Origin of the sequence: Thiohalocapsa halophila (assembly GCF_016583825.1) — a bacterium.
GTDB lineage: Bacteria > Pseudomonadota > Gammaproteobacteria > Chromatiales > Chromatiaceae > Thiohalocapsa > Thiohalocapsa halophila.
Map to the genome: position 1 here is coordinate 40,203 of NZ_NRRV01000017.1, position 16,900 is coordinate 57,102.

A 16,900-nucleotide genomic window follows, 5' to 3' on the forward strand; every position below is an offset into this window, starting at 1 on the left:
GCGCGGATTGGCGTGGCTGTGCTCGGCGGCGAGTGGCTATAGTGGCGGATGTTGGCTGCCGGATGCGAGTGACCCGCGCGCTTCGGCAGGATGATCTTAACCGCCCGGCAACGGCCGTGGCGTCGGCGCCGCCGCTTGCTGCCGGCAGCCGATGGCGACGCAGACGGAGACCGAGGAGCCCATGGCGCAAGACCCGCAAGCGCGTATCACTGCCTTGGAGGCGGAGCTCCAGCGCGTGCGGGCGGAGGCGGACGCGGAGCGCGAGCGCTTCGAGCGGCGGCTCAAGCTCGCCCAAAGCGCACTGCCGGAGCGTCGGGACCCGCGCACCGTCACGCAGAACGTCGCCGCCCACCAAGAGATCGAAGGCCTGCGCGGGGCGCTGCGCGAGCGTGATCGGGTGGTGAAGGAGCTCACCGGGCAGGTGCGCAGCCTGGAAGACCAGTTGGAAGACGGTTACCACCAGATGGATGCCTTGCGCCGCCAGCTCGATCAACGCGACGAGGACCTCGCCGAGGCTCGTCGTCAGGCAGCGCGCGCTGCCCCCAAGCCGGCGAGCCTGCCGCCGCGTGTGTCTCGGCAGCCAGCGCAGCCGGCGCCCGTGCCATCGCCGGCGCCCGTGCCGCCGCCTGCGGCAGCGGAGCGCGCGGATGCCTTGACTTTCGTGATCGGCGTGCTCGTGGGCGCCCTGCTCACCTGTGCCCTGGCCGTTGGCCTTTGGTGGACGGGCAGCTGGCCGGCGCCGCCCGCCGCTGCGGCCCGCGGCGAGCCGACGGGCGCGCAGGGCCTCATCGCCGCCAGCGGGAGGCAGCTTCATGGCGGCTGAGCCCACACGCAGCGCCGCTGTCCTGGGCGTCGGCATCGCTACGCGGGACATCGTCAACCTCGTCGCCGCGTATCCGCGCGAGGACGCCGAGATTCGGGCCCTCGCCCAGCGCACCGCCCGCGGCGGCAATTGCGCCAACACATTGGACGTACTCGCGCAGCTGGGTCACCGCTGTGCCTGGGCGGGCGTGCTGGCCGGCGACGAGGGCGCCGCCTTCATCGCCGAGGATCTAGCCCGTCGCGGCATCGACCACCGCCATGCCCGGCGCATCGCGGGCGGCGCGACGCCGACCTCCTACATCACCCTCAGCCGCGATACCGGCAGCCGTACCATCGTCCACCACCGGGACCTACCGGAGCTCGGCGCCGCGGACTTCGCCCGGGTGCCGCTCGCGGGCTGGGACTGGGTGCACTTCGAGGGCCGTAACCCGGCGGAGACCGCGCAGATGCTGGCGCGCGTGCGCCGTGAGCGCCCGGATCTGCCCATTTCCGTAGAGATCGAGAAGCCGCGGGACGGCCTCGAGCAGCTGTTCCGCGGCGTGGATGTGCTGATCGTCGCCCGCGCCTATGCGGAGTCCGTCTCCGCGGCTGCGGGAGCCCGCCAGGGTGGGCTTCTCGGTGCCGATGGCGGGGTCGAGGGCGGCGGTGATGCCGTGGTCGATACTGACGGCAACACCGACACCGACCATGGCTGCGGCCCTGGGACGGGCATCGACCCGCGCGGGTTTTTGCGCCGCATGGCAGCGGCCAGCGACGCCCGGCTCTGCCTGCTGCCCTGGGGTGCCGCCGGCGCCTACGGGCTCGCCGCCGGGTCTGATGCTTTGGTGCTCGCACCGGCGCATCCCCCGGCTGTACTGCACGACAGCCTGGCGGCCGGGGACGTGTTCAACGCCGCTGTCATCGATGGCCTGCTGGCCCTCGGCGGCGGCCGCGACGGACTCACTGCCGCCGTCGGTGATGGTGCGCTGGCCAGCCTGTTGGCCCGCGCCAACCGCCTCGCCGGGCTCAAGTGCGGCCGCGAGGGCCTGGAGGGGCTCGCCGCGGCGGCGCGGGCGGCGGGCTGGCCCGACAGGGACGGCGCGTGAGCGCGGTCATCGACCTCGGTGCCCTGGCCGCGCTGCCGGACACCGACGGGGGGTGAGGGCATGCAGCGGCGCAGGTCACCGCAGCGCCAGCGCGACTGTGTGGTGCGGACCCTGCTTGAGCTTGTCATAGTGGCCGAAGATGTCCTTCATGTGCCGCTTCATGAACTCCCGCAGCCCGTTCACCGTGACCACATAGAGCCGCCCGCCGGGATTGAGCCTGGCGTGGGCGTCGTGCAGCAGGATGCTCAGCAGCTCCCGGCCCACCTGGGCCGGGATGTTGCTCGCAATGAGGTCGAAGCGCCGGGCCGGGTCGATGTCGGCGAAGCCGTTGCCGAGCTCGGCCTCGGCGTTGGGCAGGGCGTTGAGCGCGATGTTGCGGCGGGCGAAGTCCACGGCGACGAAATCCTTGTCCACCAGCAGCGTGCGTCCCTGCGGGGCCAGCGCCGCCAGGGTGCAGCCGATGGCGCCGTAGCCGCAGCCTAGGTCGAGGCAGTCGGCGTCGGCGGCGACCTCCAGGTGGCGCAGCAGCAGCGCCGTGCCGGCGTCGATCTCGCGCGGGGAGAACAGCCCCCAGGTGGACTCGAAGCGCAGGCGCCGGCCCGCCAGCTCGGCGTCGAAGCGAATGGGCGCGCGTAGGGCGGCGAGCTCGGTCTGTGAGAGCATGCGGCTTGAGCGGGATACGGTTGAAAGCCCGCAGTTTACATGGCCATGTCCCCGAGCCGCGTCATCTACACTCGGGGCTCAGGGTCATGCCCCCACGCACACCAAGCAGCGAATCCTTATTCCGTGTCCGACCTCGCCGGCCAGCTCCATATCCGTCTGCACACCGACGCCGCACCCGCCGTGCGCATCACCTCCAGCCGGCCGCTGACGGCCGCGCGGGTGCTCGCCGGCAAGCCCGTGGCGACCGTGGCCGGGCAACTGCCGCTGCTGTTCAGTGTCTGCGGCACAGCCCAGGCCGTGGCCTGTGCGCGGGCTTGCGAGGCGGCGCTGGGGCTGGCGCCGGCGCCCTCGGCGCGCGAAGCCCGCACCCTGCTGTTGCGCGCGGAGACCGCCAAAGAGCACCTGTGGCGGCTGCTGCTGGACTGGCCCAAGGCGCTGGCGCGGCTGGACGCAGCACAGGGGGCGGTGCATTTGGCCGCGCAGTCCGCGGAGCGCGAGGCGGCCATGGCCGCGGCCATGCGCGCCTTCCTGCAGCTGCGCGCCGTGCTCGGCACCGGCGGTGATCCCTTTCTGCCGGGCGCCGGCAGCATCCGGCCGGCAGCGGACGGCGTGGATGCCGCCCGCGCCGTCCTCGCGGCTACCGCCACCGAGCAGGTTTTCGGCGCCGATGCGGGCCAATGGCTGGCGACCACGCCCACGGCCGCGGACCTGCACCACTGGGCGGCGGACACTGCCACCCCGGCGGCGGCGCTGGTGCGGGCGGTGACCGGCGCCGGGCTCGCCGATTTCGGGCGCTGCGATGTCGATCCACTGCCCGCCGCGGCGGAGGCCAGCGGGCTGCTGCACCAGTTGGCGCCCCTCCTGGCGGATGCCGACGCCGATGCCTTCGTCGCCGCTCCGCGCCTGGACGGCCAAGCGCGCGAGACCACGCCCCTAGCTCGCGAGCTCGCGCGCGGGGGGCTGGTGGCGGCGCTCGTCGCCGACCACGGCAACGGGCTGTTGCCCCGGCTCGCGGCACTGCTGGCGGAGCTGGCGCGGGATACGGCGCGGCTCGGGGCGCGCGTGCAAGACGCCACCGACGAGCCGGAGGACGCCGCCATCGCGGTCGCGGCGGAGCCCGGCACCGACCTTGGCCCCTGCGTCGGCGTGGGCGCGGCACCTGCCGCCCGCGGTCTCCTGGTGCACAGAGTTGTCGTCAGCCCGGCCGCAACCCCGGACAGCGCGCAAGTCCGCGACTACCGCATCCTGGCGCCGACCGAATGGAACTTTCACCCCGAGGGCGTGGTCGCCCGCGGACTCGCCGACATCGCGGCCGCCGGCGCCGGCCAGCGGGCGGCGACGTCGGCATCGGGACACCTGGAGGCCTTGGCGCGGCTGCATGTGACCGCCGTGGATCCCTGTGTCGACTATCGCTTATCGGTATCCTGACGGCGACGCGCCGCCGCTTGACCACAGAACACTATCGAGACTGGAGGAGCCCATGTGCCTCGCCATACCCGCCCAGATCCTTGAGCTGGATGAGGGCACCGATCAGGCCGTCGTCTCCCTGGGCGGCGTCAAAAAGCCTATTTCCCTGGCGCTGGTGGATGATGCCGCCGTCGGCGACTATGTCCTGGTGCACGTGGGCTATGCGCTGAACAAGGTGAGCCCCGAGGAGGCCGCGCGCACCCTGGCGCTGATCCAGGCCGCCGGCGAGCTGGACCCGGCCGAATTCGACAGTGACTTCACCACCGGGGAGGTGCCGCGATGAACGACGTGCCGAGCATCAGCCCGAGCCCGACCAAGGGCGCCATGAAGTACATCGACGAATTCCGCGACGGCGCCCTGGCGCGCAAGCTCGCCCGCACCATCGCCATGGAGGCGGACCCGGCGCGCACCTACCGGCTGATGGAGTTCTGCGGCGGCCACACCCACGCCATCTACCGCTACGGCGTACAGGACCTGATGCCGGACAATCTCAAGTTCGTGCACGGGCCGGGCTGCCCGGTGTGCGTGCTGCCCATGGCCCGCATCGACCAGGCCATCGCCATGGCCGTGGAGCACGGTGTGACGCTCTGCACCTACGGCGACCTGATGCGCGTGCCGGCGAGCGAGCGCCAGAGCCTGCTCAAGGCCAAGGCCGGCGGGGCGGACATCCGCATGATCTACTCCACCCAGGATGCGCTGGCCATCGCCCGCCGGGACCGCGAGCGCCAAGTGGTGCTCTTCGCCATCGGCTTCGAGACCACGACGCCGCCGACGGCCGTGGCGCTCAAGGTGGCGCGCGCGGAGGGGCTCGGCAATTTCTCGGTGTTCTGCAACCACGTGCTGACGCCGCCGGCGCTGAAGACCATTCTGGCGTCCGCCGGCCCCGACGGCGTGCAGCTGGACGGCATCCTGGGGCCCTCGCACGTGAGCACAATCATCGGCAGCCGGCCCTATGAATTCGTGCCGGCGGCGTTCGCCAAGCCCGTGGTCATCGCCGGCTTCGAGCCGCTGGACGTGATGCAGAGCACCCTGATGCTGGTGCGCCAGATCAACGCGCACCGCTGCACCGTCGAGAACCAATACACCCGCGCCGTCAACCGGGACGGCAACGCCAAGGCGCAAGCCCTGATGGACGAGGTCTTCGCGGTGCGCGAGCGCTTCGAATGGCGCGGGCTCGGTTATCTGCCCTCGAGCGCCCTAAGGCTCGCAGACGCCTATGCCGACTTCGACGCCGAGCAGCGCTTCTCGGTCGCCCCGGGTCAAGGCAAGGAGATCAAGGGCTGCGAATGCCCGAGCGTGCTCCGCGGCACCATGGAGCCCACCGACTGCAAGCTCTTCGGGACGGTGTGCACGCCGGAGAACCCCATGGGCGCCTGCATGGTCTCCTCCGAGGGCGCCTGCGCGGCCTACTGGAGCTACGGCCGCTTCCGCAAAAAGGGGTCAGAGCCCATTATGCAAAAGGGCTCTGACCCCTTTTTAGGGGCTGCGTGATGGCCGGCCGGCTGGACCTGAAGCACGGCGCCGTGGACATGAGCCACGGCAGCGGCGGGCGGGCCATGGCCCAGCTCATCGACCAGCTCTTCCGCAAGCACCTGGACAACGATCTGCTGGCCCGCGGCGACGACCAGGCGCTGCTCGCGCCCCCCGCCGGTCGGCTGGCGATGAGCACCGACGGACATGTGATCTCGCCGCTGTTCTTTCCGGGCGGGGACATCGGCAGCCTCGCCGTGCACGGTACCGTCAACGACGTGGCCATGTGCGGCGCCAGGCCGCTCTATCTGGCGGCCGGCTTCATCCTGGAGGAAGGCCTGGCGCTGGCGGAGCTCGCGCGCATCGTCGAGAGCATGGCCGCCGCCTGCAACGCCTGCGGGGTGCCCGTCGTGACGGGGGACACCAAAGTGGTGGAGCGCGGCAAGGGCGACGGCTGCTTCATCACCACCACCGGCGTCGGTGTCGTGCCGGAGGGCCTCGACATCTCCGGGGCCAATGCCCGGCCCGGGGACGCCATCCTGGTCTCCGGCCATATCGGCGACCACGGCGTGGCCATCATGTCCAAGCGGGAAAACTTAGGCTTCGAGACCGAAATCCACTCCGACAGCCAAGCCCTGCATGATCTCGTCGCCGCCATGATCGACGCCGTGCCGGAGATCCACTGCCTGCGCGACCCCACCCGCGGCGGCCTCGCCAGCACCCTGAACGAGCTCGCCCAGCAGTCCGGCGTCGGCATGCAGATCCGCGAGCCCACCATCCCCGTGCGCCCCGAGGTCGCCGCCGCCTGCGAGCTCTTGGGCCTGGACGCGCTCAACGTCGCCAACGAAGGCAAGCTCGTCGCCATCTGCCCCGCAGACCAGGCCGAGACCTTGCTCGCCGCCATGCGTGGGCATCCGAAGGGCATGGATGCCGCCATCATCGGCGAGGTCTTCGAAGACCCCCACCATTTCGTGCAGATGGAGACCGCCTTCGGCGGCAACCGCATCGTCGACTGGCTCGCCGGGGAGCAGCTGCCGCGGATTTGTTGAGGCGGCGGGTTGCAACCACAGCACCTTTGCGTCGCAGCCGCAGACGTGTCGAGACCCTCAGGACGACATGGGTTTGGCGGATCAAACAGCAGTCTCCCGCGCCGGCCTTGTGTGTCGCGCTTCGGCTTGACACCGAGGCCCAGGGCCGCTGGAGTAAGATTGTGCCCGACCAATTTGCGCTGCACGGGAGGCCCTGTCGGATGGACTACGAGAGACATTTCGAGCGCCGCCGAGAGCTGTGCGGAGGTGAGACGGTGATTCGCGGAACGCGGGTGACGCTGCGGACTGTGCTGGCGAGCTTGGCCGAGGGCTCGACCGTGGCGGACATCCTCGAGGATTTTCCGACCTTGTCGGCGGAAGACGTGCAGGCCGTTATCGCATTCGCCGCCGCTTCGGCGGAGGAGGATTTTCCCACGCCGCCGATGCCGAAGGTCGCTTGAAGATCAAGCTCGACGAGAATCTACCGGCGTCCCTGATCGCCGATCTTGGTCGGCTGGGTCACGACGTGGATTCCGCGCCGGAGGAAGGCCTCGCCGGCCATGCGGATCCGGAGGTCTGGGCGGCGGCGCAGGCGACAGGACGTTTTTTGATTACGCAGGATCTCGACTTTTCGGACATTCGTCGTTTTTCGCCCGGCACCCATGACGGTGTGCTGCTCGTACGTCTGAAGCAGCCTGGCCGGCGTGCTGTCGCGGCGCGTGTGTGCCGGCTGTTTGAGACCTGTGGCGTCGACACCTGGCGGGCCAGCTTTGTCATCGCCACAGAGCTCAAAGTACGTGTGCATCCTCCGCCTCTGCGGTAGGTCGGGTCCAAAAAAGGGGTCGGAGGGGAATGGCACTAACTTAAGCGGCGTCTTCATAAAAACAGTCACTTAGCGAAGCGCTTGGCCTGCAACCCGAACAGCTCCAGGCCGTCCGACATGCGAAGACCGCCCGCTTGTGCCGCAGGAGAGCTTGGATCGTCGTATCGTAGTCAACGTAAGTGTCTGATTCATATCGCGGACTGGCTTAAGTTAGCGCCATTCGGCTCTGACCCCTTTATTTATTATTTATCGTCAAAGCCGGCCGCGTGATACCACTTGCGCGCCTCGTCCATGTCCTTGGGCACCCCGTTGCCCTGCTCGTACATCATGGCCAGCGTGGTCATGGAGCCGATGAAGCCCTGGTCGGCGGCGCGCTTGAACCATTCGATGGCCTTCTCGGGGTTCTGGTCGGTGCACTCGCCTTCCATGTACATGAAGGCGAGGCCGTGCTGGGCGAGGCCCATGCCCTGCTCGGCGGCGGATTTCATGTATTTGTAGGCCAGGAGCGGGTTCGGGACCATGCCGAGGCCGTTCTGGGCCATGATGGCCATGCGGTACATGGCGTCCGTGTTGCCCTGCTCGGCCAGCGGCGACAGCAAACCGGTGGCGCGGGAGAACTGCTTGGCCTCGAAGGCGGCGATGCCGCTGCTGAGGTCCATGTCCTGGTTGCTGATGTCGTCGCTCATGATGTCTGTCCTCGTCGTGTGCGCGTTGACTGCGGGCGCAGAATTGCGGGCAGGCGGTCGGGATTGCCACCGTGGCGGGCGTGGACGCAGCTGTCCGCGGGCGGGTCGTGCGCCCCTGCCGCAGCCTGCGGGTGTGCGGGGCGCAGCCCGGATGCGCGGGCTGTACCTGCAAGCTCGCGGCGAAGTCTGCGCGGCCAGGGCTCAGCCATGCATGGGCAGTTCCACGAAGTCGAGCCACTGCGCGTAGAGCTTCGCATTGGCAGCGGCCAGCGCCAGCTGCTTGCCCAGCACAAGGGTGTCGATGGGCGTGGCCGCGTGCGGGGCGAACAGCGCCGTTGTGCAGCCGGCCTCCTGTGTCACCAGTCGGCCGGCGGCGTGGTCCCAGAGCTTCTGGCCGCCGTGCAGATAGAGCTGGAAGCGCCCGGCGGCGAGCCAGCACCACTCCAGCGCCACGGCGCCGAGGTTGCGCTGGGAGCGGAAGCCGCCTTGGCGGAACAGCGCCGGCACCCGGGCCGGGGGGATGCGCTTGAAGTCGACGACGGCGACGCAGTCGCCGAGCGTCGGTCCGGGCGCGTAGGGGACGAGCTGGGTGCCGTCGAGCTGGGCGCCGAGGCCGCGGGCGGCGGTGAAGCATTCGTCGCGCAGGGGGTCGAGGATCAGCGCCAGCTCCGCGCGGCCCTCGCGAATCAGTGCCAGCGAGATGCAAAAGCCCGGGAAGCCGCAGGTGAAGTTGCTGGTACCGTCCAAGGGGTCCAGGCACCAGAGGGGGCCGCCGGCGTCCAATAAGCGCTGTTGCTCGGCGGCGTCCATTTCCTCGCCGAGCAGGGCGACGTCGGGCCAGCGCTCGGCCAGTGCGGTGGTCAGCCAGCGCTGCACGCCGAGATCGGCGGCGGTGACCAGGCTGCCGTCGGCCTTGGCGCTGCCGGTGGTGTTACGAAACCGCGGCAGAATCTCGGTTCGGGCGGCCTCACGCAACAGCGCCGCGAGGCTGTTCAGGTCGGCGGTGGTGGGGGCTTGGTGCATGGGGGCTCCTCGTCGGTGATGGTTTTGGTTGCGGCGGCCGACGGCGCCGGTCGCGAGCCCGGCGCCGGCCGGCGCTGGGCGTAACCGGGCCGCCGGTCGGCGCTGCGCCCTGTCCGTTGTCGATCGATAATGGCGGTAGCCGCCGGCCGGTGCCAGCGCCGGCACGGCGCTTATCCGTCGGTGATAATCCGAGATGTCTTCGTGTATTCCTTCGCCCGTGTTCCTCCGTGCCCTGCGCTTGCGGCTCCGTCTCAGTGTGACGCGTGCCCTGAGGCTGGGCTTGACGTTGAGTCCGGCGCTGGGTCAGACGCTGGCTCAAACGTTGGGCCTGACGCTGGGCCTGGTCTTGACCGTGCTCGCGATGCCGGCGGCGTCGGCCGATCGCGTCGAGCAACGCCAGGACTTCCTCGCCGCTGAGCGCGCCCTCGCCGCCGGCGATGATGCGGCCTTCGCCGAGCTCGCCGACGGGCTGCGGGACTATCCGCTCTGGCCCTACCTGCGGCTCGCCGAGCTGCGCCGGCGTTTGGCGCCCGAGCACCGCGAGGCCATCGAGGGCTTCATCGGGGACCACGCCGGCACCGCCCCCGGCGAGACGCTGCGCCGACTGTGGCTGAACAGGCTGCATGCGGCCGGCGATCATGCGGGCTATGTGCGCAACTATGCGGACAACGGCTCGGAAACTCGCGAATGCCGCTGGCGCCGCGGGCTGCTGGCGCTGGGCCGGGCGCGGGGCCGGGCGCAGGCGGCCTTCGCTGGCCTTGCGGATCTCTACCTCACCGGCGCGTCCCTGCCCGAGGTCTGCGACCCGGTCTTCGCGGCCTGGTACGAAGCCGGCGGCCTCGAGCCCGAGCTGGTGTGGCAGCGGGTCGGGCTCGCGCTCGCGCGGCGCAATACCGGCGTCGCCGGCTATCAGCGCCGCTATCTGCCCGAGCGCCATCGGCGCTGGCTGGATCAGCACCTGGCCCTGTACCGCAACCCCGAGGGGCTGAAGGAGGCGCAGCTGCCGGATGATCCCGACCGGCGCACCGCCGCGCTGGTGGCGGGCATCGAGCGCCTGGCCCAGACAGACCCGCGGCGCGCCGCCGCCGACTGGGCCGTGCTCGAGGCGCGGGAGTTTGTCCCGTTGCCGGCACGGGACCGGGCGGTGACGGCCATCGGTGCCGGCCTCGCCCGCGCCGGTGAGCGCACCGGTCTGGTGTACCTGCGCCGGCTGCGGCCGCTGCCGGAGAATCTGGCGCTGCAGCGCGAGCGCCTGCGTGCGGCACTCAGGCTTCGCGCCTGGCCGGAGGTCATCGACTGGGTCCGTGCGCTGCCGCCGGGGGAGGGCGACCACGGCGAATGGCAGTACTGGCTCGCCCGGGCTTTGGCTAAGCGCGGTGATTTGGTGGGGGCAGCGCATGCGCTGGATGTCGCCGCCGAGGAGCGGGATCTCTGGGGCTTTCGTGCCGCGGAGCTCTTGGGGCGGCCGCCGGCGCTGCGGTCGCGGCCGACGCCCGCGGACCCAGAGGAGATCGAGCGGCTGCTGGCCACCGACACCGCGCAGCGCATCCGCGAGCTCAAGGCCCTCGGGCGGCGCACCGACGTCACCCGCGAATGGCGCGAGCTGACCCGCAACGCCGGCGCCGAGGCGCTGCGCACCGCGGCCCTGCTCGCCGAGCGCCTGGAGCTGGTGACGGAGTCCATTTTCACGCTGGCGCGCAGCGAGTACTGGGACGACATCCGTCTGCGCTTCCCGCTGCACTACGAGGGGCTGGTCGCCGGCCGCGCCGCCGACTACGCGCTGCCGCCGGAGTGGGTCTATGCGGTGATCCGCCAGGAAAGCGCCTTCGATGCGGACATCGCCTCCCACGCCGGCGCCGTCGGGCTCATGCAGCTGATGCCCGGCACCGCCGGCGACATGGCCCGGGAGTTGGGCCGCCCGCGGCCGGGCCGGCTCGACCTCATCGACCCGGCGTTGAACATCGCGCTGGGCACCCGTTATCTGGCGGCCATGCGCGAGCGCTTCGGCGGCAACCAGGTGCTCGCCACCGCCGCCTACAACGCCGGCCCGGGCGCCGTCACCCGCTGGCTGCCCGAGGACACCACGCCGGCGGACCTGTGGATGCTCGCCATCCCCTACCGCGAGACCCGCGATTATGTGCGCCGCGTGCTGACCTACCGGGTCATCTACGCGCAACGTCTCGGCCTGGACGACTTCCGCCTCGGCGCCCTGCTCGCGCCCATATCGCCGCTCTCGGAGCCGGCCACGGCCGCCGCGGATTGAAGTGCGGCCGATGGGTGTGGACAGCGGCTTTTGGTGGAGAGAGTACGGAGTACGAAGTACGCAGTACGATGCATACGGCCGGCGAAAGCGTGCCACTGCGCCAGCCTTCGACGACCGGCGGCTTCCCCCCGACGCACCACCTGCTCCGCACGGCGCAGCCCGCACCCCGCACTGCGTACTCCGCACTCCGTACTCCGCACCCCGCACTTTCCCCTCCGCACTCCGCACTTCCCCTATCCCCCCCCAACCGCCGCAAACTCCTGCCGCAGCCCAGCCATGACCGACTCGTCGGCGATCACCTCGAAATAGTGCCGGTGCTCCGTATCCGGCGGGCCCAAGCGGCTGCCGTCCCAGGTGAGCACTCGGGCGCAGCGTACCGCGAGCCGGCGGCTGCGCCCGGCGAGGTCCTTATAGCGGCCGACGAAATAGAGGCCGTTGTCATCTCCCGGCACGGCGAGCAGGGTTTGGCGCAGCGCCATTTCGCGCTGCAGTTGAAAGAAGGCCTGCTGCTCAAGAAGGATCCCGTTGACATTCCAGCTGAGCAGCTCCTCGCCGCCGGTGGCGGTGGCCGCGGGGCCGGTGGGCTTCACGAGCATGGCGCGGTGGCCGCTGCCGGGCGGGTGCACGCCGCCGTAACGCAGCGCTGCGTTGCAGGCGGAGAGGCGGTCGGCCGTGTTGATGGCGCCCGAGATCATGATCCGCCGCCCGTCGTCGTAGAGGAAATGGGGCTCGCGCGGTGAGTAAGCGACGCCCAGCCCCAGCTCCAGCTCCGGCAGCCCGTGGCGGCGATTCAGCACGTTCTGCATGGCCACCACCCGCAGGATGCTGCGCGCCATGCCGCAGGCGCGCGCCACCGGCATGGCCGTCGTGCTGTCATTGCCGGAGTCGTCTTCGTAGGCGTACAGGGCGAGGATGACCGCATCGCCTTCGACGAAGAGCTTCTCGGCACCGAGCTCCGCGAGCAGCCGGTTCACCGGGTCGAACAGGTTCAGGCTGAAGTGCGAGGCCGGGTTCAGTCCGCGGCTCACCAGCTCGTCGGTGATGCGGGTCGAGCCACGGATATCCGCCTTCACCACGGCGTGGGCGCGCATGCGCCGGACCTGTGGCAGCGTCTCGGCGTGGCTGACGAACTCCCACAGGCTGCCGTTGGCGCGCGAGAGCGTGACCTCGTCGCTGCTCTCCGCCAGGCGCAGGCGGTCCATGGCTTGGTAGGTCTTGTAGGCCAGCTTGAGGTCGCGCCGCAGCGCCAGAAAATCGCCGACGAAGCGGTCCAGATAGCTGGCGCGCTCCTCGCCGCCGAGCCGCCGCAGCGCCACTTGGCAGCGCTCCAGCATGCGCAGGGCCTCGGCGCGATCCACCTGGGTGTCGAGCGTGGCCAGACGCTCGCCGAGCCGGCGGCGGGACAAGCTGCCGGCGCAGTAGTCTGCCACCACGCTCAGCGGCAGCGGCGCGCCGAGCTGCGCGCGCAGCGCCGGCATCCAGTAGCAGAGCACCATGCGGTCATTGAAGCCGGCGTGCAGCAGGCGCCGATGCAGGCGCTCGCGCAGTCCCCGCCGGAACTCGAGCCAGCGCGGAGAGCTCCATTGCACCGGGGCCAGCAGCAGGGAGGAGTCACCGCCGCCGCCGGCATCGGTATCCGGCAGCTGCAGCAGGCGGCGCATATTGGCGGGCTCGTCCAGCCAACAGGTGCGGCCCTCCTGGTATTCCGCCGGGGCCATGAAGCTGCTGAGCAACAGCTCCGTGGCCAGGAAGCCCCGCAGAATGCCTTGGTCGTGGCGCTCGTGCGCTCGCTCGGCAAGCTGCTGCGGAGCCAGGTCACCGAGCACCTGGCGGCGGCCGTACTCCGGGAGGTAGTCCACGAGCGTGGAGAGCACCGCTTGATTGGCCAGCGCCAGCCAGCTGCCGTCGCCGCCCTCACCGAGGGCCGCAATGAGGTAGTCCTGCGAGAGCTCGTCGACATTCCCCGGGTCCGTGGCCAACAGGACCGGGTTGAACAGGGCCGGCATGGGCAGCGGCCAGCCGTCGGTGCTTACGGCAGCGCGCAGCTTGCCGAGCAGACCCGACTCCAGCTTGCGCAGCTGCCGGAACAGGAGCTTCAGCACCCGGCGGTTGATGCTCGCGCCGTTGCGCTTGAGCAGTACCAGCTTCTCGTGCAGCGCCAGGCTGCGGCCAGTGCCGGCCGCCAAAGACTGCTGGCCGGCGCGCTGGCACTCGTCCAGCTGGCTGCGGTGCTCGCGCATGACCAGCTCCAGCAGGCACCGCAGCAGCGCCAGCTGCAACAGTGCCAGAAGCTCTGCCGACTGCGCCGAGGCATGCCGCTCCAGCGTTTGCTCGAAGAGATGCGAGTAATGACGGCGGAAGCGCTCCAGGTCTTCGGCGCCCACCGCCTGGGCCGGGGTCTGGCCGACGGTCGCGGCCATCTCTTCGGCGAAGAGCTTGCGCACCGTGATGCCGGCGAGCTCGCGAAAGCGCGGGCTCAGGTGCACGTCGACGTGTACGTTGTCGATGCCGACACCGAAGCCCTCGACATCGAAGGTCCAGCTCGGCGGCTCCCGCATAGCCGCCAAGAAGGCGGATAGGCTGGGTCGCCAATTGCGCTCCATGCCGCCGTTCTCAGGCACTTGTATCACTCCGCCTTGGCGTCGGCGGTGTTTGGCTCCGCCGGCGCAGCCCATGGTTGTGCTTCGGGAGCGGCCGAAGCGTTCGTCTCTTGGCCGCGGCGGCGCCTCGGGCAGCGCCGCTGCCTCTGTTATCCTGGTTGGTCGCCGGTGGTCGGGGTGCCGCCGTCATTCAGCAGTCCAGACACCAGCACCAGCTCATGCACCGTCGCCTTGCCAAGCGCCGCCCTCCGTCGCTGCCGGCCCTTTGCGCTCTGGTTGGCGCCTTGCTGCTGCTCGCGCTGTCCGCCCCGAAGCCGGCAGCCGCGGCGGACGTCTCCGCTACTGCCCGGGTGTTCGCCGAGGCCATGGCGCGCATGATGGACGCCATGGGGCTGCTCAGCGACGACGGCCCGTCGGCGCCCGCCGCCGGTGCCATGCCCGGCGTTGGCGCCCCCTTCGGCATGGGACAGATGCCCTGGCCCGGCATGGCCGAGGGCAGCATGCCGGATATGGGTGCCTGGATGCAGCAGATGCCAGGCATGGTGCAGCTGCCGAATGTCCCCGGTTGGCGACGTACCAGTCTCGAAGGTATCTGGGAGGGCCGTGACGGCGGGCTTCTCATCGTGCAGGCACACCGCTTTCGGCTCTACGGCCCCCATGGCGACTACATCGAAGGGCTGATCCAGCAACGCGGCGACCGCATTGCCATGTACGACCCGGAGCATGACATCGCCCGTCCCTACGAGCTCGCGCAGCATCAGGGCCGGCTGGTGCTGCGCGATGCCGCGGGCCAAGTCTACCTGTATCGGCGGCTTTGGCATGACGATATCCACTACGGCGTCAGCGGCGACGCCGGCATTCCGGAGCGCTGAGTCGGGCTCGGGACCCGGCCCTGGCTCGGACTCAGGTGACGAGCAACCTGAGGCCGACCATCAGCAGCAGCACCGAGAATACACGTTTCAGCGTGGCCGTCGGCAGGCGATGGGCGAGCCGTGCGCCGACGCCAGCCAGGGGCACCGCCGCAGCCGCCACCGCGAGGGCCGCGGGCCAGAGCACGAAGCCCAGGCTGCCCGCCGGCAGCCCGTCCCGACCCCAACCGCTCAGCACGAAGCCCAGGCTGCCCACCAGTGCCAGCGGCACGCCGCAGGCACTGGAGGTGGCGACAGCCTGACGCAGCACCACGCCGTGGCGGGCCAGGTAGGGCACCAGCATGGTGCCGCCGCCGATGCCGAGCACCGCCGAGAGCGCGCCGATGCCGCCACCTGCGGCGGTGAGCACTCGGCCCGTCGGCAGCGCCCGCGTGGGCGCGGGCTTCCCCGCGGCGAGCAGCATGCGCATACCGCTCAGCAGCAGGAAAACCGCGAACAGCCGCTGCAGCCATAGCGCGGGCAGCCAGCCCGCGACCAACGCGCCGCACCCCGCGCCCATGACGATCCCTGGCGCCAGGCGCCACACCAGTCCCCAGCGCACGGCCCCGCGGCGATGGTGCGACAGCGCCGATGCCGAGCCCGCCGCCACCACCGTCGCCAAGGAGGTGGCCACGGCTTGATGCGGTGTCCAGGGTCCGCCGGCGCCGAACGCCGGCAGCAGCACCAGCAGTGCGGGCACGATGACGGCACCACCGCCGATGCCCAGCAGACCGGCTGCGAGTCCGGCGAGCGCGCCTGTGGCGAGAAAGGCCAGAGCGGCCAAGGGCTCCATGCGGTTTGCTCCCTTTGGGGCGCTGTGGGTGGGGCCTGTGGATGGGGCGCTGTCGGTGGCCCGCGGCGCTGGATCGCCGCAGCAAAGGGATCACCCGCCAGCCCGGTATGCCGGCGGTCGATTGCCGATCCGGCGCCCGCCGCCGGCGCGTTGCGGCATAATAGCGCGCCGCGCGCCCCACGCCTGCGCGGGCAGTGCAGCCCGGGCGGGCGGCTCTGCCGTGCTCTCGCTCGCCGGCGCACGCCTGCCGCGCGCCGCGGCATCCGACGCAGCAGTGCAATGGCCGGCGCCTGATACAACACAAAAGCAGCGGATCTGCAATCCATGAAGCGACAGCGAGCCTGCATCATCGGCGGCACCGGCTTCGTCGGCCGCCACCTGCTCACGCGTCTCGGCAACGCCGGCTATCACTGCGTCGTGCCGACACGGCGCGCGTTCCGCCACCGCGACCTCAAGCTCTACCCCAAGGTGGAGCTACACGAGGTGGAAGAGACGACGGCTTACGAGGCGCTCTTCGCGGACTGCTCGCTGGTGGTGAACCTGGCCGGCATCCTGAACGAGTCCGACGGTGCGAGCTTCCAAGCGGTGCATGTGGACCTGGTGCGCCGCCTCGTCGCGGCGGCGCAGGCGGCGGGCGTGCCGCGGCTGCTGCACATGAGCGCCCTGCGGGCGGACGCCGAGCAGGGCAGCAGTGCCTACCTGCGCTCCAAGGGGGCCGCAGAGGACATCGCCCACGGCGCGGATCTCCGGGTCACCAGCTTCCGCCCGTCGGTGATCTTCGGCCGCGGCGACAGCTTCTTCAACCGCTTCCGCAGCCTGTTGGACATAGCGCCGGGGATGGTGCCCTTGGCCTGTCCACAGGCGCAGTTCGCGCCGGTGTGGGTGGAAGACGTCGTCCAGGCCATGGTGCGCAGCATCGACGACGAGCGCACCGTCGGACAGCGCTATGATCTCTGCGGGCCGCGGGTGTTCACGCTGAAGGAGCTCATGGTCGAGACCGCCCGCCATCTCGGCAAGCGGGTCTGGATCATCGACCTCGACGACAAGCGCTCGCACCTCATGGCCCGGCTCTTCGACAAGCTGCCGGGCGCGCCCATGACCCTGGACAATTATCGCTCGATGCAGACGCCGAGCGTGTGTGAAGAGCATAACGGTCTGCTACAGCTCGGCATCCACCCCACCGACATCGACACCATCGTGCCCACCTACCTCGGCACCTAAGGAGACACCGATTATTGACCGTCCTTGGTCAAAATCGGCACGGGACCG

At 70.4% G+C, this 16,900-nt stretch carries 16 protein-coding genes; 11 read left to right on the forward strand and 5 right to left on the reverse strand.

Annotated features, from left to right (window positions below; genetic code table 11):
* Positions 1–151: 151 nt before the first annotated feature.
* Together CKO31_RS09165 and CKO31_RS26780 are read left to right on the forward strand one after the other, a co-directional pair.
* Positions 152–823, forward strand: a complete 672-nt coding sequence (locus CKO31_RS09165; protein WP_200236167.1) for a hypothetical protein — start codon at positions 152–154, stop codon at positions 821–823.
* Positions 813–1,907 (forward strand): PfkB family carbohydrate kinase, encoded by a 1,095-nt coding sequence (locus CKO31_RS26780; RefSeq protein ID WP_242475258.1) that lies wholly within the window; start codon positions 813–815, stop codon positions 1,905–1,907. Before CKO31_RS09165 ends, CKO31_RS26780 begins: the two co-directional genes overlap by 11 nt.
* Before the next feature lie 75 nt (positions 1,908–1,982).
* On the opposite strand, the gene CKO31_RS09175 is transcribed toward CKO31_RS26780, so the two are convergent.
* Positions 1,983–2,570, reverse strand: coding sequence for a class I SAM-dependent methyltransferase (locus CKO31_RS09175; RefSeq protein WP_200236169.1), 588 nt, complete (start codon positions 2,568–2,570; stop codon positions 1,983–1,985).
* A gap of 123 nt (positions 2,571–2,693) precedes the next feature.
* Here CKO31_RS09175 and CKO31_RS09180 point away from each other — a divergent pair, with 123 nt between their 5' ends.
* The 6 genes from CKO31_RS09180 to CKO31_RS09205 all read left to right on the forward strand — a co-directional run bounded on the left by CKO31_RS09180 (position 2,694) and on the right by CKO31_RS09205 (position 7,358).
* Entirely contained in the window at positions 2,694–3,998 is a 1,305-nt protein-coding gene (locus tag CKO31_RS09180; protein ID WP_200236171.1) for a hypothetical protein, read from the forward strand.
* A gap of 52 nt (positions 3,999–4,050) precedes the next feature.
* A complete protein-coding gene (locus tag CKO31_RS09185; RefSeq protein ID WP_200236173.1) occupies positions 4,051–4,320 on the forward strand; it encodes a HypC/HybG/HupF family hydrogenase formation chaperone in 270 nt (89 codons plus the stop codon).
* 41 nt (positions 4,321–4,361) lie between these two features.
* A complete protein-coding gene (gene hypD, locus CKO31_RS09190; RefSeq protein ID WP_200236250.1) occupies positions 4,362–5,528 on the forward strand; it encodes a hydrogenase formation protein HypD in 1,167 nt (388 codons plus the stop codon).
* Positions 5,528–6,556 (forward strand): hydrogenase expression/formation protein HypE, encoded by a 1,029-nt coding sequence (hypE, locus tag CKO31_RS09195; protein ID WP_200236175.1) that lies wholly within the window; start codon positions 5,528–5,530, stop codon positions 6,554–6,556. The genes hypD and hypE overlap by 1 nt, the downstream gene beginning before the upstream one ends.
* Before the next feature lie 200 nt (positions 6,557–6,756).
* The gene (locus CKO31_RS09200; protein ID WP_200236177.1) at positions 6,757–6,996 is read left to right on the forward strand and encodes a DUF433 domain-containing protein; all 240 of its coding nucleotides are present in this window, start codon (positions 6,757–6,759) and stop codon (positions 6,994–6,996) included.
* The gene (locus CKO31_RS09205) at positions 6,993–7,358 is read left to right on the forward strand and encodes a DUF5615 family PIN-like protein (protein WP_200236179.1); all 366 of its coding nucleotides are present in this window, start codon (positions 6,993–6,995) and stop codon (positions 7,356–7,358) included. The genes CKO31_RS09200 and CKO31_RS09205 overlap by 4 nt, the downstream gene beginning before the upstream one ends.
* A 242-nt stretch (positions 7,359–7,600) precedes the next feature.
* Here the strand turns inward: CKO31_RS09205 and CKO31_RS09210 are convergent, their stop codons facing one another.
* Both CKO31_RS09210 and CKO31_RS09215 read right to left on the reverse strand, forming a co-directional pair.
* Positions 7,601–8,044, reverse strand: coding sequence for a tetratricopeptide repeat protein (locus CKO31_RS09210; protein ID WP_200236181.1), 444 nt, complete (start codon positions 8,042–8,044; stop codon positions 7,601–7,603).
* Between the two features lie 201 nt (positions 8,045–8,245).
* Positions 8,246–9,067 carry an inositol monophosphatase family protein gene (locus CKO31_RS09215; protein WP_200236183.1) on the reverse strand — a complete coding sequence of 274 codons (822 nt, stop codon included), beginning with the start codon at positions 9,065–9,067 and terminating at the stop codon, positions 8,246–8,248.
* A 280-nt stretch (positions 9,068–9,347) separates the two neighbouring features.
* Here CKO31_RS09215 and CKO31_RS09220 point away from each other — a divergent pair, with 280 nt between their 5' ends.
* On the forward strand, positions 9,348–11,330 hold the full coding sequence (locus CKO31_RS09220; RefSeq protein WP_200236185.1) for a lytic transglycosylase domain-containing protein: 1,983 nt from the start codon (positions 9,348–9,350) through the stop codon (positions 11,328–11,330).
* A gap of 233 nt (positions 11,331–11,563) precedes the next feature.
* On the opposite strand, the gene CKO31_RS09225 is transcribed toward CKO31_RS09220, so the two are convergent.
* A complete protein-coding gene (locus CKO31_RS09225) occupies positions 11,564–13,951 on the reverse strand; it encodes a nucleotidyl cyclase domain-containing protein (RefSeq protein ID WP_200236187.1) in 2,388 nt (795 codons plus the stop codon).
* Between the two features lie 197 nt (positions 13,952–14,148).
* Between CKO31_RS09225 and CKO31_RS09230 the strand changes: the two genes are divergently transcribed.
* Positions 14,149–14,802, forward strand: coding sequence for a hypothetical protein (locus CKO31_RS09230; RefSeq protein ID WP_200236189.1), 654 nt, complete (start codon positions 14,149–14,151; stop codon positions 14,800–14,802).
* A gap of 31 nt (positions 14,803–14,833) precedes the next feature.
* On the opposite strand, the gene CKO31_RS09235 is transcribed toward CKO31_RS09230, so the two are convergent.
* Positions 14,834–15,631, reverse strand: coding sequence for a sulfite exporter TauE/SafE family protein (locus tag CKO31_RS09235; RefSeq protein WP_200236191.1), 798 nt, complete (start codon positions 15,629–15,631; stop codon positions 14,834–14,836).
* Between the two features lie 324 nt (positions 15,632–15,955).
* Here CKO31_RS09235 and CKO31_RS09240 point away from each other — a divergent pair, with 324 nt between their 5' ends.
* Positions 15,956–16,852, forward strand: a complete 897-nt coding sequence (locus CKO31_RS09240; protein ID WP_200236193.1) for a complex I NDUFA9 subunit family protein — start codon at positions 15,956–15,958, stop codon at positions 16,850–16,852.
* Positions 16,853–16,900: the final 48 nt, after the last annotated feature.